Origin of the sequence: Chryseobacterium sp. ON_d1, assembly GCF_006829085.1 — a bacterium.
GTDB lineage: Bacteria > Bacteroidota > Bacteroidia > Flavobacteriales > Weeksellaceae > Chryseobacterium.
In genome coordinates this window covers 108,115-126,879 of the sequence record NZ_BJTC01000003.1, presented here as the reverse complement: position 1 = coordinate 126,879, position 18,765 = coordinate 108,115, and the positions used below count along the sequence as shown (strand labels likewise).

Sequence of the window (18,765 nt, the reverse complement as noted above, 5' to 3'; positions counted from 1 at the left end):
AGATTATCCTTTTTTTTCATAAAAATATATAAATTTCACTTTAATCTCCCGCTCAAAAATTGTCATTTCCAGTTTATTAAACTATTTTTGGAGATTAAAAAATTTTGCAAAATGAATTATCATTTTCAAGCACACAGACAGGTAAGAAAGAACCTTTTAGGCATTCTTCAGAACACATCTCATGAAGATCTGATTCTGATTCCGGATGGTTTCAACAACAATATTTACTGGAATATTGCACATACGGTTGCCACACAGCAGCTGCTGCACTACTATCTGAGCGGAAATCCGTTCCGTATTGATAAATATTGGATAGAAACCTATAAGAAAGGGACCTTACCCAACTTAAATGTTCAGAAATCAGAAGTGGAGGATTTAGAATTTTTACTTACAGAAACTTCGAAGATTCTGATGAAGGATTATGACAGCGATTTTTTTTCTGACTATACTCCCTATACCACAAGTTTCGGGATGGATCTGAAAAGCATCCAGGATGCCATTATCTTCAACAACATGCACGAAAGTCTTCACTACGGGTATGTGTTGTCACAGAAAAGAGCAATTTTAGGAGAGAAAGGAAGATAGTGAATCTTGCTGCGCAAGTCAATGGTCAGATGTGAATATACATCCAACAAATTGACTTACAAAGTAAAATTCACGATTGACAAATTCACTCTATAACTATATAATACATTTTCAATGAAAGACGATTTTATTTTCGGGCTGCGTCCCGTTATTGAAGCAATTGAAGCGGGAAAAACAATTGACAAGATCTTTGTGCAGAACGCACTTCAGGGTCCTATTTATGCTGAATTAAAAGCCATTTTAGCGAAAAATAAAATCCGTCCCAATTATGTTCCGGTTGAAAAACTAAACCGTTTTACAAGAAAAAACCACCAGGGTTTGGTTGCTTTTATTTCGGATGTTCCGTTTCATAAAGTGGAGGATATTGTTCCACAGTTATTCGAACAGGGAAAAACCCCTTTTCTTTTGATTCTGGACAGACTTACTGATGTAAGAAATTTTGGGGCCATCTGCAGAACGGCAGAATGTGTAGGTATTGATGCCGTTATCATTCCGGAAAAAGGAGCCGCTCCTATCAATTCTGATGCCATAAAAACTTCAGCAGGAGCAATCTACAATATCAAGATATGTAAGGAAAATAACCTTGCACATACGGTAGACTTTCTTCAGCAAAGCGGAATTTCTGTGTATGCAGCCAGTGAAAAAGCTCAGAAATTAATCTATGATGTGAACTTTACAGAGCCATGTGCTGTTGTGATGGGAAATGAAGAAACCGGAATCTCTAAAGAAGTATTACATCATGCTGACGAAAAAATAAAACTTCCTATTGAAGGAAAAACCCAATCCCTGAATGTTTCTGTAGCATGTGGAGCAATTTTATATGAAGCGGTAAGGCAGAAAATGACTGTAATACCCAATCCGTAAACGATGAAAATACAATCACTTTTATCCTTATTTTTTGTCCCGTTGGTTTTTAATGCCCAATCAAAAAAAATAGCAACAGACAACAGGCTTACGACTGATCTTGATAAAATGGTTCAGAAAGAAGCTCTGGTCTATATGCAGGATCCTTCACGTGTAGGGCTTTCAATAGGTGTTTTTAAAGATGGTAAAAGTTATTTTTATAATTATGGAACCACGGAACTGGGGCAACAACAACTCCCAACCTCCAAAAGTCTGTATGAGATTGCTTCCATTACCAAAACCTTTACCGGAACGCTTCTGGCTCATGCCTTAGTAGACGGTAAAGTCAAAATGGATGATGATATCCGAAAATATATAGGAAATTATCCTAATCTTGAATTTGAAAAGCATCCTATAATCATTGGAAACCTTACCAATCATTCGTCAGGATTACCGCAATTTTTACCGGATCAGTCAGAAACCTTCAAAAAGCCAATGGACTCCATTGCTTTAGCCCTGTCTGATTTTTATAAAAACTATTCTAAAAAGAAGTTTTATGAGGATCTTCATCAGGCTAAACTGGATTTTGTTCCGGGCTTAGAGTATAAATATTCCAATACGGGAACGCAAATCGCAGGAGATATCCTGGAAAAAGTATACCATAAAAGCTATGCAGATCTCCTTGCAGAGTATATTACAAAGCCTTTGAAAATGAATCATACTATTCTTGGTACGAATTCTGCACAGCTATTGACTTGTTATAATGAAAAAGGAAAAGTAATGCCCAGGAATTTCACCACAATTTTTGGCCCGGCAGGTGGAGTTCTATCCACGACAGAAGATCTGGTAAAATATATGAAATACCATTTGGATGAAAGTAATAAGTATGTGAAAGCCTCTCATATTCCTTATGTAAAAAGTAAAGGAGATGCTATTGGCCTGTACTGGAGGTTACACACGTATGAAGATGGAACTCAAACCGTTTATCATACAGGAGGTACATTTGGTTTTTCAAGTGTACTTCAGATTTATCCTTCAAAAAACATGGGAGTCGTAATACTTTCCAATGAATCTGATGGAGAATCTCAGGGAAAACTGCAGGATATTGCAGACAATTTATTAAGAAATAGTAGTAAAAAATAAAGTTAAACATCGAATGAAGAACATTGCAGCGCTTGCGCTTATATCATCAATAGCCCTTGTATCTTGTAAAAAAGAAACGGCAAAAATAACAAAAGTAGATCCTAAAACCGGAAAAACGGTCACTGTAGAAGTCCCTGCTGATTCTGTGGCGAAAGTCTCCGAAAACCCGGCTATCAAGGACTCTTCGGGAGTTATCACACAGACTTTCAAGCTTGAAAAAGGAAAAACATATCCTCTTACCACCTATCAGAGAGATGTAAAGACAATGACTGACCCTCAGGGAAAATCAATCACTGCAACAAGTGAATCTACAGATGAAATGAATTTCGTGGTAGATGATATTAAAGGAAATGTATATGAGATGACCCTTAATCTTGTGGCGAAAAGAAACTCTCAGTCTGCACAGGGAAAAACAGTAATCGTAGATACTAAACTTCCTCTTCCTAAAGAAGATGATCTTAAAATGATCTGGAATGTCAACAAAGCACTTACCGGAAACAAACTTCAGATGAAGATGGATACGAAAGGGAATGTGATTTCTATTACAGGATTTGATGCTGTATACACAAAAGTTGGGAATGCAGTAGGTACGCTGATCAAAGATGCCAATGAAAAAGCAAGCGTAGTAGCAAGCCTTAAACAGTCATTCAATGAAAAAGTACTGAAAGATCAATTCCATAAAAACCTGATGATTATTCCTAAAAAAGGAGTGAAAATTGGTGAAAAGTGGTCAACTTCCGAAAGTGCTGACCCAAGTGGAAATGTAAAAGTAACATCGAATTATGTACTGAAAAGCTTAGGAAACGGAATAGCAGAAATTGCAGTAACCGGAGGAATTCCTAAGAAAACAGAGAAGAAAGCTCAGGGACCGATTACTCACAGCCTGAGCAGTGAACTGGTTCAGAACGGAGCCATTAAGTTTGACGAAAGTACAGGATGGATTACCAACCAGAATATCAACGTAAAAACAACTCAGATAGAAACTATTTCCGATGGAAAGCAGTCTCAGTCTATGAAAAGCGTTTCCAATTCTTCGGTAATGGTAAACCCATCTGCTAAATAACTTGAATAAACATTCAGTGTTTAAAATAACTTTTAAACACTGAACTTTAAACAAAAAACATTATGAAGTACATTCTTGAGTTAGTACTCACTGCCATTATTATTTTCTTTGTCTGGAACATTCTTAAAAGAATCTTCTTCAAGACTTTCTACAGCTATCGTTTCAACAATGATGACCAGAATAAAAGACAGCAGGACATACACAACTCGAATAAGAATAACAACCAGAGCCTTAACTGGGATGCAGAAACTGTAGACTACGAAGAGGTAAAAGAGAGTAATGACAAAAGGTAAAAATTCCAGGAAATAAAAGATAATAACCAGCATGGCAAAAAATAAGAGCTTAATTTATATTGCAGTTTCATTAGTCATATTTATAGTTTTAGCATTTTTATATTCTACTCCTGTATTTACAGGGAAACAGCTTTTCCAGCATGATATCGTACAATATAGAGGTGGTGCAAAAGAACTGCTTGACTATAGAGCCAACACCGGAAATGAAACCTATTGGAGTGACTCCATGTTTGGAGGGATGCCAACTTATCAAATGGGAAGCCAGTTTAAAGGCGATATCATCAAAAAAATCGACAGCAATCTGAATTTTATGCCAAGGCCTGTCAATTACCTTTTCCTGCTGTTTGCAGGCTTTTTCATGTTAGGAATGGTAGTAGTCAGAAACTGGAAATATGCCCTGTTAGGAGCTACTTTCTTCGGACTTTCAACCTATTTTTATATTATTATTGCAGCCGGACATAACGGAAAGGTAAATACTATTGAATATTTTGCTCCGCTTCTGGCCGGAATTTTACTGGTTTATATCAGGAAACAATACATTTGGGGATTCATTGTCACCACCCTTTTCATGGGGCTTCAGATTGCAGCGAATCACCCGCAGATGACGTATTATCTGTTCCTTGCTTTAGGATTTTTATTCCTTTCCGAGCTGATCAGAGCCATCCAGAAAAAAACACCGATGAAGCATTTCCTGATATCATCAGGAATTATTGCGGCATCATGTATTATCGGAGTGGGAATGAATTCGCAGAGAATCATGGCCAATTCAGAATATGTAAAAGAAACAGTTCGTGGAAAGCAAATTCTAACCAACGAAAGCCATACTTCAGGAAAATCCGGAATGGATAAGGAAAGTATGCTGCTGTGGAGCTATGGCCAACTTGAAACTTTAAACCTTTTTATCCCAAGATTGATGGGTGGTGGAAGCCAGGAACCTGAAGGAAAAGATATCATGAACAGAGTTCAGGAACTGGTTCAGGAAAATGTAGGTTCGCAGGCTGAAATGGATAGAATTTCCAAAGGCTTCAGCGGGGTAACCTACTGGGGAGACCAGCCGGGAACTTCAGGGCCTGCCTATCAGGGAGCGATTGTATGTTTTCTTGCCTTGCTGGGATTCTTCTTCGCCTGGAAAAAATACCGTTACTGGATTTTAGGAGCTTCTGTTCTTACTATTTTACTGGCTTGGGGAAGCAACTTTATGCCGCTATCTGATTTCTTTATCGATTATGTACCGTTTTACAATAAATTCAGGGCACCTTCTTCCATTTTAGTTGTTGTGGAATTACTGTTCCCTCTGATCGCAATCCTTGGATTATACAGATTCTTCACCGATGAAAAACTGACTGAAGAATATAAACAGAAAATCCTTCTTTATGTGGGAGGAGGAACATTAGGATTTTTATTGATTCTTTTAGTCTTTGGAAAATCATTATTAGGATTTGCAACAGAAAACGAAAAAACGTATTTCCCTCCTTTCCTGCTTGATTATCTTGTAGATGAAAGATATAAACTATTTAGAATAGACGCCATAAAAGCATTTATCTATGTAGCAATTGCGGCAGCAGCACTATTCCTTGTTTTAAAGAAAAAACTCAGCCAGAATATTGCTTTGATAATAATCGGAGTGGTAAGTTTATTTGACCTTTGGACTGTAAACAAGCGTTATTTGAATGACGAAAATTATGTAGATAAAATTTTTGCTGAAAACCCTTTCCAGACTGAAAGCTCAGATCTGCTTGCTGAAAAAGTTCAGGGAAATCCAAATCTGGAATCCATTTTATCCAATGTCAATATCAACAAAACATTGGAAACCATTGCTGAAAAAGACAAAACCCATTATAGAATTTACAACCAGACACTGGGCATAACAAGTGAAACCAATACTTCTTATTTTAAAGCTTCTATTGGGGGGTACCATGCTGTAAAATTAAGAAGATATGATGATGTATTAAATGAATATATCAATAGCATTGACAGTGTAAAAACCCCCAATGTATTAAACTTGCTGAATGCTAAATACATGGTTTTCGGAGGTCCAGAGCAGCCACAGGTTGTTCCTAATCCAAAAGCTAACGGAAATGCATGGTTTGTAAGTGATTTAAAGTTTGTGGATACACCTAATCAGGAGATTAAATCTATCGGGACTATTGATAATAAAAGGACAGCTGTGATTGCATCTTCTGATAAATCATATTTTGATAACAAACCGGTTCAGGCAGATTCTACAGCATTTATCAATCTTACAAAATATCAGCCCAATGAGCTTGAATTTAAATCTCAGTCGAAGACTCCTCAATTGGCAGTATTCTCTGAAATTTATTATCCTCATGGATGGAAAGTTCTGGTGGATGAGAAAGAAGTTCCTTATATAAAAGCAGATTACTTACTTCGTGCGGTGCATGTTCCGGCAGGAAACCACCATATCAGAATGGTATTTGAACCTGAAGTCATTGAAAAAGGAAAATGGGTTTCTCTTCTTTCATTCGGATTATTTATCCTGTTGGCTGCATTTGGAATTTTCTGGATCAACAAAAACAGGAAAAAAGAAATTATAGCTGAACAAAACGCTTAATAATAGGAAAGCTCAAAAAATATAGTGCAATGTCATTCTGAACGAAGCATAACGTAATGAAGAATCTCAAAAATCAAACATGAGAACGTTAGGCACTCATAATTACTATGTTGATATACAGGGATTCAATCCAGATTGGAAATTTCTCAATGAAGAGATAGAGTGAGATTCTTCACTGCGCTCCGCTTCGTTCAGAATGACAAAGACCATTAATTAAATAAATGGAACAGAAGAAAATATTGATTATCACCTATTACTGGCCTCCTGCGGGAGGTCCTGGTGTTCAAAGATGGCTGAAGTTTGCAAAATATCTGCCTGATTTTGGATGGAAACCCATCATCTATACTCCGGAAAATCCAAGCTATCCATTGCTGGATGAGACCCTGATGAAAGATGTTCCGAAAAACATTGAAATGGTGAGAACCAAAATATGGGAACCTTATCAGCTGGCTGAAAAACTGAATAAAAGCAATAAAAAATTTAAGGCCGGACAGTTTGATGTCGGAAAAAATCAAAGCTGGAAATCCAGACTTTCAATTTGGGTAAGAGGTAATTTTTTTATTCCTGATGCCAGGGTTTTCTGGGTAAAACCATCCATTAAATTCCTCGAAAAATATCTGAAAGAAAATAACATCGATACGGTTGTAACCTCAGGCCCTCCCCACTCTCTTCACCTGATTGGTTTAGGGCTCAAAAATAAACTACAGGATCTTAAATGGATTGCCGATTTTCGTGATCCATGGACAGAGATTTCCTATTACAAACATCTGAAATTAACTAAAAGTTCGGACAAAAAACACCGCCAGCTGGAAAATGCAGTATTTAAGAATGCAGACATCACCCTGGCGACGAGTTATACCGATGCCGAAAACTTCAGGAAAGCGGGAGCCAATGCTGTTTGTATCACGAATGGATTTGATGAAAGCGATTCGGGTGAAAAAGCAGAAGAACTAAAAAAAGGAAATAAATTCACGCTAAGTTATATCGGTGTTTTGGAACAGCTGAGAAATCCGGAAAATCTTTGGAAAGTACTGGATGAACTGATAAAGGAAAACACAGAATTTGCCGCTGATTTTACATTAAAATTTGTAGGAAGAATTGATGATAAAATCCTGCATTCTATCGAAAATTCAAGCCTGAAGAATCACATCCTTAATCTTGGATATCTTTCGCATGGAAAAGCTATAGAGGAAATGCAGCATTCTGACGTGCTTCTTATTACCAACTTTCCCAATGAATCTTCAAAGGGAATCATTCCCGGAAAGATATTTGAATACCTGGCTTCAGGAAAGCAAATCCTATCATTTGGTCCGGACAAGGCTGATGTTGCCAAAATCCTGGAAGAAACGCAGGCAGGAAAACATTTTGGTTATCAGGACACAGAAACCATTAAAAAGTTTATTCTTGAAAAATATGAGCTGTGGAAAAATGACAGCCCTTTTGAAAACACCCAGCATATTGAACAGTTTTCAAGAAAAAATCTGACCCGTCAACTGACTGAAATTTTATAATATAAAGAAAGGAAGTTAGAAGCTGGAAGTTTATTTCAGTCGTCAGCTTCTAACTTCTAACTTCTATATTGTCCACTGATCATTTACAACAGCAACCAGATAATATTTCCCCTGAAACTCTTCAAAGACAAAACGAAGAGTTTTCCAATCCATATTGGCTGATTTTTCATTTCCTTTGATATAATTTTCTGTAAAATCATCTTTAGGATAAATTTCTTTTAAATTGTTAAGAGAATTACCTCCGCCAATAAATTTATTCAGTGAATATTGTGATGCTGTAAAATCTTTAGAAAACACCCATTTCCCAAGATAATCATTGATCGTTGCTTTATAAGGATCTCCGGAACCATCATGCGCTCCCCAGGTAAACAAGGTCTTGGTAGGCTGATATTTTTCAAAATCTGCTTTAGAAAAATGCTTGTCTTCTTTCAGATTAACAAAAGCATACATTGAGAAACGAACCCCTTTTTCCGGATGAATCAAAGAAGCAAAAGTGGCATAATCTTTATCTTTCAAGGTTCTCAAAACCTCATCATTAGTCTGTTTCAAAGTGACCTCCTTATTAGGATTACTATGAACGGTACCCTCACTATCTGTTTTATTTTGTGCAATAGAATCTGTTTCGTTCGGGACAGGCTTTCCAGCCTCTTTCTTACAGGCTACAATGATACTCATAATGAATACAGCAATCAATAATTTTTTCATATTTAAGATTTTGCAATGGGTAGAAAACACCAAATCTGATGCCAAGAAATATATAATTTAAAGAGATAAAGATTATAAGAGTTGAGGGATTCAGGGTTCTTATTTTAAAAATTACATCGTACATTTGTTATATGGAAATGTTGGATATTCTGATTATCGGGGCGGGGCCTATAGGTTTGAACTGTGCCCTTGAAGCTCAAAAAAACAATCTTAGTCATGTAATCATAGAAAAAGGAACCATTGTTAATTCTCTTTACAATTATCCTTTGTACATGCGTTTTTTCTCCACTGCTGAAAAGCTGGAGATTGATGAGATTCCTTTTATTTCTACCGCTCCAAAACCGGGAAGGCAGGAAGCTCTGGAATACTATCAGGGAATTGCGCGACAGAAAAAACTTAATATCAATCTGTATGAAAAAGTTCTGAATGTCTCGAAAAGGGATGAAATATTTGAGATCAGGACTTCCAAAGCAAACTACCTGGCCAAAAATGTAGTCATCGCTACCGGATTTTATGATATTCCAAATCTTATGAATATTGCCGGTGAAGATCTTCCTAAAGTCAAACATTATTATACAGAACCTTATCCTTACGCAAGACAGAAAATAGTGGTGGTAGGATCCAGTAATTCTGCGGTAGATGCAGCATTGGAAACGTACAGAAAAGGAGCTGAAGTTACCATGATCATCCGTCATTCTGAGATTTCAAAAAGTGTAAAATACTGGGTAAAACCGGATATAGAAAACAGAATTGCAGAGGGCAGCATTAAAGCCTATTTCAATGCAGAAATGATCGAAATTAAAGAAAACACAGTCGTTTTTAAAGATAACAATGGAAAAACCCATGAAATTGAAAATGATTTTGTATTGGCCATGACCGGTTACCTTCCGGATTTTGATTTTCTGAAGAATTCAGGAATAGAACTCAACGGAGACTGTCTGAATCCTTTTTATAATCCTCAAACCATGGAAACCAATATTTCCCATCTCTACCTTGCGGGAGTTGTGTGCGGGGGAAAAGATACTCATTTATGGTTTATTGAAAACTCCAGGATTCATGCCAATATGATTATTAATTCGATTATATCAAAATTTTAACCATAAGCGACTAATATATATTAAAAAGCTTCGGGCAATTTCGTAGAATTGCCCGAAGCTTTTTATTTTAAAATTCATGAATCAAAAGCATTATGTCATCTCTTCTTCAGCTTTATTTTTGTCTTTAAGCATCCATGGAATGATAAAGTAGAAACCAACAGCTATAGCTACAGCCAGCAATCCTGTTCCAATCCATAATGTATTAAATCCCAATTTTTCTGCAATCAGTGTTCCTATGTAAGGGGTGACGATAAATGCAATGGAAAAAGACATTCCGTTCAGCCCCATATAAGCACCTTTATTGTTCTCCCCTGAACGTAATGCTGTAATGGTCGACATAAAAGGAAGTGTCCATATTTCTCCCACACAAAGTAGGGTCATAGACAGGACAAGAGTCATCATACTGTAATCAAAGGCAAGCATGGCATAGGAAAATCCACACAGAAAAGTCCCTATCAGCATGGTAAAAGCTAAGGTGAAATATTTTTCGGCAATCTGTACCAATCCCATTTCAAGCAGTACAATCAGAAAACCGCTGTATCCCAAAATATATCCGATATTCTGCTGGCTCAGATGGGCTGTATCTTTATAGAATATAGTCAGTGTACTGAACAGCTGGAAGAAACATATGGAAAACAGCATACAGCATGCACAGTAAATCAAAAATTTACCATCATTGTATGGTGAACTTTCTTTTTTAATAACAACCGCATCTTTTACCTTTTTAGCCTTCTGTTTGGCTAATTTTGCCCGGTCTTTAAAGAACCAGATATACATCAATCCTGCCAGTAAAGCTGCCAGAGCATTACTGAAAAACAGAAACTCATAGGAAATAGCAGATAAAATTCCCCCCAGCGCAGGCCCGATAGAAAATCCTAGATTGACAGCCATACGATTCAGAGAAAAGGCCCTGGTGATATTTTCGGGCTTTGCATATTTGGTTATCGCTACCGAGTTTGCCGGACGGAAAGTTTCACTTACAATACTTTGGGCCAGGATAATTCCTGCCAAACCGGCTTCCGTTGTAAAAAGCGGAATCAGGCAGAATAAAGGAACGCTGAGCAGCAGACTCAGGCTCTGCACCCTGTATTCACCAATTTTATCAGTGACCATTCCACCCAGCCATGATCCAATGACTGAACCTATTCCAAAAAAGCTCAGTACAATTCCCGAATTTTCAATGCTGAAATGCAAATGATTGGTCATATAAACTCCCAGAAACGGAAGTACCATAGAGCCAGCTCTGTTGATGAGCATTACCAACGCCAGCATCCAACTCTCCTGCGAGAGTCCTTTAAAAGAACTCGTATATACATTTATTAATCTCACAATAATATTTTGGGGGTAATTTGAAAATGCAAAATTAGATAAAAATAACTCAAAAGCCTTTATTTAAAATACTTTTAATAAATACAGCTATCAAAAAATCCGTCGGTTATATCTGAAAATATTTAATATTTAAAACCCAAATACTTTTATAAAAACCGTAAATTGCAGTAACAGCGGGAGCTCTAAACCTAACTTCTGAAAAAATACAATAAATTTAATCAGCACGTAAAAATGATAACCTACGAAAATTTACATGATACACTATCTTTTTACAGTATTGACTGCCGCCAATCCTACTATATTTCTTCCGGTAAACCTATTTTTGAATTTCCAAAGACTCCTTTCAGAATGGACTACTATGCTCTTTGCATTTGTACTGCAGGTGAAATCAACATTGAGATTGACCGTCAGAAATATAAAGTGAATGTTCACAGCTTTTTGATCGCTGCTCCTTCTACAATTGTGAAATTTGGAAAAGCAAGCGACGGTTTTACGATGAAACTGCTTTTCTTTGACAAAAACTTTCTGATTAAAAATATTTCCAATCCTTTTATCATAGAAAAAATGAATCTTTTTTCCAAAGGTTCATACAACATCATAAAAACCTCTGCAAAAAATTCTTCATTGCTGCAAAATCTTCTGGATTATCTTGAAAAAAAATCTAAGAAAAAGGGCAAATTCACTGAGGAGATAATCCGTACCATTATATTTAACCTGCTGCTCGAAACCGCTGAAATAATAGAACAGGAAAACTTGGTAAATCCCGGAAAAGAGGAAGGAAAGAAAGATCTTTATCTGAAATTCAGCAAACTCATCCGGGAAAATATCAACCGGGAGAGAACAGTTCAGTTTTATGCTGATAAGATGCATATTTCCAGTAAATATCTCATAGAAATCATTAAAAAAGCAAGTGGAAAAACGCCTCATGAAGTCATTGATGAAGCTTTATTGAAAGAAGCTTATGTCATGCTTGGAAATCCGGATATCACAATCTCAGAAATAGCATTTGAACTTCAGTTTAATTCGGCATCAGCTTTCGGCCGTTTTTTCAAAAAACACACTACCTTGTCTCCTTCAGAATATAGGATTAAAGAAAAAATCCAGTTATAAGAATTTGGGGATAATAATTCCGAACTTGGGGATATATATCGCTTTGTGAATAGAGGTAACTTTATACTGTTAATTAAAAACAATATAAAATGAGTACGATCAATTCAAAATTCGACAAAGTTTTAAAAGCTTCTGACCAGTTTGGAAAAGTAAACCACGAGCCGGATTCCAGTAAAGAAGTTCAGATTAACACTCCTGAAAAAACAATGCCTTTTTCCGACCAGATCGGAAACTATCAGCGCAATAAAGGAATTCCTTTACAGTCTTATGAAAACAGTAAAATTTATATTGTAGGAAGCGGAATTGCCGGTATGTCTGCCGCTTACTATTTTATCCGTGACGGTCATGTTCCCGGCAAAAACATTATTTTCCTTGACCAGCTGAATATTGAAGGCGGATCTCTGGATGGAGCCGGTAACGCAAAAGACGGATATATCATTCGGGGAGGAAGGGAAATGGATATGACTTATGAAAATTTATGGGACATGTTCCAGGATATTCCAGCTTTGGAACTACCTGCACCTTACAGCGTTCTGGATGAATACCGTCTTATCAATGACAATGACCCTAATTATTCCAAAGCAAGACTGATCCACAATCAGGGACAAATCAAGGATTTCAGTAAATTCGGACTTGAGAAAAAGGATCAGCTGGCGATTGTAAAACTACTCTTGAAGAAAAAAGAGGAACTGGATGATCTTACTATAGAAGATTATTTTTCTGAATCTTTCCTGAACAGTAATTTCTGGTTCTTCTGGCGTTCTATGTTTGCCTTCGAAAACTGGCACAGTTTATTGGAACTGAAACTGTATATGCACAGATTCCTTCACGCTATCGACGGAATGAAAGATTTTTCATGTCTTGTTTTTCCAAAATACAACCAGTATGATACCTATGTAACGCCTCTTAAGAACTTTCTGGTAGAAAAAGGAGTACAGATCCAATTCAATACTTTGGTAAAAGATCTTGACATTCATATCAACACGGAAGGGAAAACAGTAGAAGGAATTATTACCGAGCAAAACGGAGAGGAAGTTAGAATACCGATTGGCAAGGATGATTATGTGATTGTGACTACCGGTTCTATGACTGAAAGCACTTTCTACGGAGATAACAATACTGTTCCTGAAGTTACAATCGACAACAGCAGCGCAGGACAGAGTGCCGGATGGAAGCTATGGAAGAATCTTGCAGCAAAATCCGAAGTATTTGGTAAACCTGAAAAATTCTGTAGCCACATTGAGAAATCTTCATGGGAATCTGCTACATTAACATGTCACCCTTCTGCCTTCACGGAGAAACTGAAAGAACTTTGTGTGAATGATCCTTATTCCGGAAGAACCGCTACAGGAGGAATTATTACGATTACAGACTCTAATTGGGTAATGAGTTTTACCTGCAACAGACAGCCGCACTTCCCTACTCAGCCGGATGATATCCTTGTAGTTTGGGTATATGCTTTACTGATGGATAAGGAAGGTAATTATATCAAAAAAACAATGCCTCAATGTACCGGAAACGAGATTCTTGCCGAGCTGTGCTATCATCTTGGAATAACAGATCAGCTGGATAATGTCACAGAAAATACAATAGTTCGTACTGCATTTATGCCTTACATTACTTCTATGTTTATGCCAAGAGCGATGGGAGACCGTCCGAGGGTCGTTCCTGAAGGATGTACCAACCTAGGGCTTGTAGGGCAGTTTGTAGAAACCAATAATGATGTTGTATTCACCATGGAAAGTTCTGTGAGAACTGCAAGAATAGCTGTTTACAACCTGCTTAACCTTAATAAACAGGTTCCGGATATCAATCCGTTGCAGTATGATATCCGACATTTATTGAAAGCTACTCAGGCTCTTAATGATTACAAGCCATTCTTAGGAGAAGGAATCCTGAGAAAAATATTAAAAGGAACTTATTTTGAGCATATTCTGGTCAACCGTCCGGAAGAACAAGAGGAACATGAATCTTTCTTCAGCAGATTTCAGGAATGGGTAAAAGGAGTGAAAGGTTAAAACAAAACTCCACATTTCAAAAAATAAAAATAAATCTCATGGATTTTAAAAATATAACGATAGCAGGAAGTGGCGTATTAGGATATCAGATTGCCTTCCAAACAGCCTATCATGGTTTCAACGTTACCGTATATGATATCAATGATGAAGTATTGGAAAAAGCCAGAGGCAAATTTGCAGGTTTAAGTGAAGCTTACCGGCAGGATTTAGGTGCAACACAGGAGCAACTTGATGCTACATTTAAAAAAATCAGTTATTCATCTGATCTTACTGAAGCAGTAAAAGCTGCTGACCTTCTGATAGAAGCTGTTCCTGAAGATCCAGCCATTAAAAAGGAATTCTATCATAAGCTGGCTGAAACAGCACCGGAAAAAACTGTATTTGCAACAAACTCCTCTACTCTCCTTCCGAGTCAGTTTGCTGAAGATACAGGAAGACCGGAGAAGTTTGTAGCTCTCCATTTTGCGAATGAAATCTGGAAGCACAATACCGGAGAGGTAATGCGCCATCCTGGAACTTCGCAGGAAGTATTTGATTCAGTCATTGCATTTGCAAAAGCTATTGGAATGGTAGCACTACCTATCCAGAAGGAACAGCCGGGGTATATAGTCAACTCATTATTGGTTCCATTGCTCGGAGCGGCAGTCAATCTTTGGATAGATGAAGTATCAGATATTGAAACAATTGACAAAACATGGATGGTAGCCACAGGAGCACCTGCAGGACCATTTGGCATCCTGGATGTGGTAGGTATTGCAACAGCTTATAACATCAACAAAATGGAAGCTGAAGAAACTCAGGATCCATTGAAAATCAAAGCTGTAGAAAAATTAAAAAAGGATTATATTGATAAAGGAAAGCTGGGTGTACTGACAGGAGAAGGATTTTATAAATATCCCAACCCCACATACCGCGACAAAGATTTTTTGAAGTAGAGTCTTATAGTTCAGATTTTTAAACTATTAAATAAGAGCAGGACTTGTATGAAGTCTTGCTTTTTTATTTTTTCCCCCTTGGAATTGATCATGGTTTATATGTATCTGTTGGAAAACGCAAAGGAGCAAGATTATTCCTTTCTATATAATATAAGACACAAGGATTTTATCTATGATAAAATTTTACACTGTTGATTTTGAGAACTAAGAATATTGATTGATTAAGCGTTGCATTTGCCGGAAATCTTCGATTTCCTTGCGCCTTAAATATTCACCATGCATAAAATTTTTAACAGCTTTGCATTTTCCGACAAAAACAAAAAACCAGGACTCCAAATGAAGTCCTGGTTTCTGTTTTATGATCTATTCCTGAAAATTATTCAGGTTTATAAGAATCTTTCAATGTTACTGTACGGTTAAATACCAACGTATCTTCTGTAGAATCCTGATCTTTTGTAAAGTATCCGATTCTCTGGAACTGTAATGGTTCCCCAATAGCAACCTCTTTCAGACTTGGCTCAGCAAATCCTTTCACAGTGGTTACAGAATCAGGATTGATAAAGTTTAAGAAGTCTACATCTTTTTCTGCATCAGGCTGTTCTACAGTAAACAGCTGGTTGTAGATTCTTACTTCTACAGGAATTGCATGTTTTGCAGATACCCAGTGTAAAGTACCTTTTACTTTTCTCAAACTTTCCTCTGTTCCGCTTCCTGATTTACTCTTCTCATCATACGTAGCGTAGATCGTTGTAATCTCACCATTTTCATCCTTCTCCACTCTTTCGGCTTTGATGATGTAAGCAGACTTCAAACGAACTTCTCCCCCTAATTTAAGTCTGAAGAATTTATTGTTAGCTTCTTCTTTGAAATCTTCACGTTCAATATAGATTTCTCTTGAGAATGGCACTTCTCTTGTTCCAGCATTTTCCTGTTCAGGATTATTTTCAGTTTCCAGCCATTCTTCCTTATCTTCCGGATAATTTTCGATCACTAATTTCACTGGATCTACTACTGCCATCACACGCTTGGCAACCTTATTCAGATCTTCACGCACACAGAAATCAAGCAACTGAATTTCGATAAGATTTTCTCTTTTCGCAACTCCTACTTTCTCAATAAAGTTTCTGATAGAAGCCGGAGTAAATCCTTTTCTTCTCATCCCTGAGATAGTGGGCATCCTGGGATCATCCCATCCGGTTACTACCCCTTCGGCGACCAGTCTCTGAAGCTTTCTTTTGGAAGTAATCATATAGGAAACATTCATTCTTGCAAATTCTCTCTGCTTAGGAGCTACCTTCGATTCATCATATACCTGATCCAGATACCAGTTATAAAGAGGTCTGTGATTTTCAAACTCTAATGAACATAAAGAGTGGGAAACCTGCTCAAGGTAATCAGATTCACCATGTGCCCAGTCGTACATCGGATAGATTTTCCATGTTGTACCTGTTCTGTGATGAGGTCTTTTCAGAATTCTGTACATCACAGGATCACGCATATTCATATTAGGTGAAACCATATCGATTTTTGCGCGGAGTGACATTGTTCCTTCTTCAAATTCTCCATTCTTCATTCTTTCAAACAGATCCAAAGATTCTTCAACCGGTCGGTTTCTGTACGGAGATTCCACCCCCGGTTCTGTAGGGTTCTTTCTCTGCTCGGTAATCACTTCAGATGGTTGCTCATCTACATAAGCTTTCCCTTCTTTGATTAACTGGACTGCCCAATCGTAAAGCTGCTGGAAGTAATCGGATGCATACAATTCTTTATCCCATTTGAACCCAAGCCATTCAACATCTTTCTTAATAGAATCTACGAATTCCTGCTCTTCTTTTTCAGGGTTCGTATCGTCGAAACGAAGGTTTACAGGAGCGTTGTATTTTTCACCCAGACCAAAGTTGATGCAGATGGCTTTTGTATGCCCTACATGCAGATAACCATTGGGTTCAGGGGGAAAACGGAAACGGATCTGATCTTTCTTCAGCCCGTTTGCCAGATCATCTTCAATAATTTGCTCAATAAAATTGAGGGATTTTTTTTCTTCTTCCATTAAAGTAGCTTTTATTTTTTAGCAAAAAAAGTTTCACAAAGTTACGGAAAAATAAGCGTTTGTAAAAATGATAATTTAAAAGCCGTATCTGTTATAATTCAATATTTTTTGTTAATTTAGGAAAAGCTAAAACCATTGTAACCAATTAACAATCATGGCCGTTTATATCCTAAGCAACCGTAAAATCATCAGGCACAAAGGTGAAAAAGCAGACTCTTTTTCCAATGATGAATATTCAATTCCTAATTTCAGGATCGCTAAGTGTGATTTTGACAACTATAAAGAGCCCAATGCACAAGCCAAAAAGAAAAAAGATTACACCAATAGAAATATTTTAAACTACACCCTTTTTTCCGAACCTGAAAAACAGGGTTATGAAGAAGTTCTGGATGTCCTTCTGAGCGAAAAAGGAATTAAAAAATCCTCTCTTACAGCTAATAATCTCGGAGGCACACAAAGAATGTTCTATGAGCTCTACAAAAATATGTCTTCCACAAAAGACAGAAGTGATGTGCTGATATTTCTTCATGGTTATTTGTATGATTTTGATGACGAATTAAAAGCCATTCTTGACCTTAAGAAAATATTCATCGATAATCCGGCATCACCTGTAGAACATATTTTATTTATTAGCTGGCCTGCATCTGGCAGTATTATTCCATTAAGCTATTTTGACGACAAGGCATCAAGCATCAATTCCGGGACATCTCTGATGAGACTGTTTTATTTCTATACCCAGTTTTTAAAAGATATTTTTTCCAACCGGGATCTCAACCCATGTAATCAACGAATTCACATCATGGCTCATTCTATGGGAAACAGGGTGCTTCAAAGTATGCTGTACAGTCTTAAAAGAGAGAATATCCTACGGGTTATCGACCAGGTTTTACTGTTGAACGCCGATGTGAGCTATAAAGTATTTGAAGATTCCGAGGATGCATTTAATAAACTGCCATTATTGGCCAACAGAATTTCTATCTACTTAAACAGACAGGATGCCGTTCTGGGAATTTCGCAGTTTTCAAAAAATATACTGACCCCAAGACTTGGAAAAAATGGTCCAAGTGATATTGACCGATATAAAGATATTGTGTCTATTATAGACTGCACTTTTGTGAAGGATGATCTTCTGAGCAGCTTTAAATATGAAGTGGGAAACCACTGGGGGTATCTTTCCAGCTCTCAGGTTCAGCATGATATTTTCCAGAATCTATACGGAATAGACAGGAATCTCATTACCAACAGAACTAAAGAAAACGAAAACACCTTTACAATTATTTCTTAACAAATAATTAAAATAACTCTAAAAAAATAAACTCTATGTTAAAATTAGCTTAGCTCTATAGTATGGCATAAAGATTGCTAATTCATACATTAGGGAATTACAATATTTTATTATGGGACAGATTAAAAAAAAGGTTTCTTTTATATTAAATTATATAAAAAAAGCCATCTTCGTAAAAGATGTGATTTAACTGAATAACAACTTTTAAAACCGTAATTTATTCGAA

Annotated in this window: 15 protein-coding genes; 12 read left to right on the top strand and 3 right to left on the bottom strand. The window is 36.9% G+C overall.

Features of this window, described 5'->3' with window-relative positions:
* Positions 1–111 precede the first annotated feature (111 nt).
* The 7 genes from CRS_RS06080 (at position 112) to CRS_RS06050 (ending at position 8,010) form a co-directional block, all read left to right on the top strand.
* Positions 112–585 carry a DinB family protein gene (locus tag CRS_RS06080; RefSeq protein ID WP_142723183.1) on the top strand — a complete coding sequence of 158 codons (474 nt, stop codon included), beginning with the start codon at positions 112–114 and terminating at the stop codon, positions 583–585.
* A 114-nt stretch (positions 586–699) separates the two neighbouring features.
* Entirely contained in the window at positions 700–1,449 is a 750-nt protein-coding gene (gene rlmB, locus CRS_RS06075) for a 23S rRNA (guanosine(2251)-2'-O)-methyltransferase RlmB (protein ID WP_142723182.1), read from the top strand.
* A 3-nt stretch (positions 1,450–1,452) separates the two neighbouring features.
* Positions 1,453–2,571: a serine hydrolase gene (locus tag CRS_RS06070; RefSeq protein WP_142723181.1), complete on the top strand. Its 1,119-nt coding sequence runs from the start codon at positions 1,453–1,455 to the stop codon at positions 2,569–2,571.
* Between the two features lie 13 nt (positions 2,572–2,584).
* On the top strand, positions 2,585–3,634 hold the full coding sequence (locus tag CRS_RS06065; protein ID WP_142723180.1) for a DUF6263 family protein: 1,050 nt from the start codon (positions 2,585–2,587) through the stop codon (positions 3,632–3,634).
* A gap of 62 nt (positions 3,635–3,696) precedes the next feature.
* On the top strand, positions 3,697–3,927 hold the full coding sequence (locus CRS_RS06060) for a hypothetical protein (protein ID WP_142723179.1): 231 nt from the start codon (positions 3,697–3,699) through the stop codon (positions 3,925–3,927).
* Positions 3,928–3,958: 31 nt separating this feature from the next.
* On the top strand, positions 3,959–6,499 hold the full coding sequence (locus tag CRS_RS06055; RefSeq protein ID WP_142723178.1) for a YfhO family protein: 2,541 nt from the start codon (positions 3,959–3,961) through the stop codon (positions 6,497–6,499).
* 221 nt (positions 6,500–6,720) lie between these two features.
* Positions 6,721–8,010 (top strand): glycosyltransferase family 4 protein, encoded by a 1,290-nt coding sequence (locus CRS_RS06050; protein ID WP_142723177.1) that lies wholly within the window; start codon positions 6,721–6,723, stop codon positions 8,008–8,010.
* A 63-nt stretch (positions 8,011–8,073) separates the two neighbouring features.
* Here the strand turns inward: CRS_RS06050 and CRS_RS06045 are convergent, their stop codons facing one another.
* Positions 8,074–8,715, bottom strand: a complete 642-nt coding sequence (locus CRS_RS06045) for a hypothetical protein (protein ID WP_142723176.1) — start codon at positions 8,713–8,715, stop codon at positions 8,074–8,076.
* A gap of 131 nt (positions 8,716–8,846) precedes the next feature.
* On the opposite strand from CRS_RS06045, the gene CRS_RS06040 reads away from it, so the two are divergent.
* On the top strand, positions 8,847–9,812 hold the full coding sequence (locus CRS_RS06040) for a YpdA family putative bacillithiol disulfide reductase (RefSeq protein ID WP_142723175.1): 966 nt from the start codon (positions 8,847–8,849) through the stop codon (positions 9,810–9,812).
* A gap of 90 nt (positions 9,813–9,902) precedes the next feature.
* Here the strand turns inward: CRS_RS06040 and CRS_RS06035 are convergent, their stop codons facing one another.
* On the bottom strand, positions 9,903–11,084 hold the full coding sequence (locus CRS_RS06035) for an MFS transporter (RefSeq protein ID WP_142723389.1): 1,182 nt from the start codon (positions 11,082–11,084) through the stop codon (positions 9,903–9,905).
* Positions 11,085–11,372: 288 nt separating this feature from the next.
* Between CRS_RS06035 and CRS_RS06030 the strand changes: the two genes are divergently transcribed.
* From CRS_RS06030 to CRS_RS06020, 3 genes are all read left to right on the top strand, one after another.
* Positions 11,373–12,251 (top strand): AraC family transcriptional regulator, encoded by an 879-nt coding sequence (locus tag CRS_RS06030; protein WP_142723174.1) that lies wholly within the window; start codon positions 11,373–11,375, stop codon positions 12,249–12,251.
* 89 nt (positions 12,252–12,340) lie between these two features.
* Complete coding sequence (locus CRS_RS06025) at positions 12,341–14,269, top strand: oleate hydratase (RefSeq protein WP_142723173.1); 1,929 nt, start codon at positions 12,341–12,343, stop codon at positions 14,267–14,269.
* Positions 14,270–14,307: 38 nt separating this feature from the next.
* Positions 14,308–15,204 carry a 3-hydroxyacyl-CoA dehydrogenase gene (locus CRS_RS06020; protein WP_142723172.1) on the top strand — a complete coding sequence of 299 codons (897 nt, stop codon included), beginning with the start codon at positions 14,308–14,310 and terminating at the stop codon, positions 15,202–15,204.
* A gap of 376 nt (positions 15,205–15,580) precedes the next feature.
* Here CRS_RS06020 and CRS_RS06015 read toward each other — a convergent pair whose 3' ends face one another.
* Positions 15,581–17,254, bottom strand: coding sequence for a glutamine--tRNA ligase/YqeY domain fusion protein (locus CRS_RS06015; protein ID WP_142723171.1), 1,674 nt, complete (start codon positions 17,252–17,254; stop codon positions 15,581–15,583).
* Positions 17,255–17,408: 154 nt separating this feature from the next.
* Between CRS_RS06015 and CRS_RS06010 the strand changes: the two genes are divergently transcribed.
* On the top strand, positions 17,409–18,539 hold the full coding sequence (locus tag CRS_RS06010; protein ID WP_142723170.1) for an alpha/beta hydrolase: 1,131 nt from the start codon (positions 17,409–17,411) through the stop codon (positions 18,537–18,539).
* Positions 18,540–18,765: the final 226 nt, after the last annotated feature.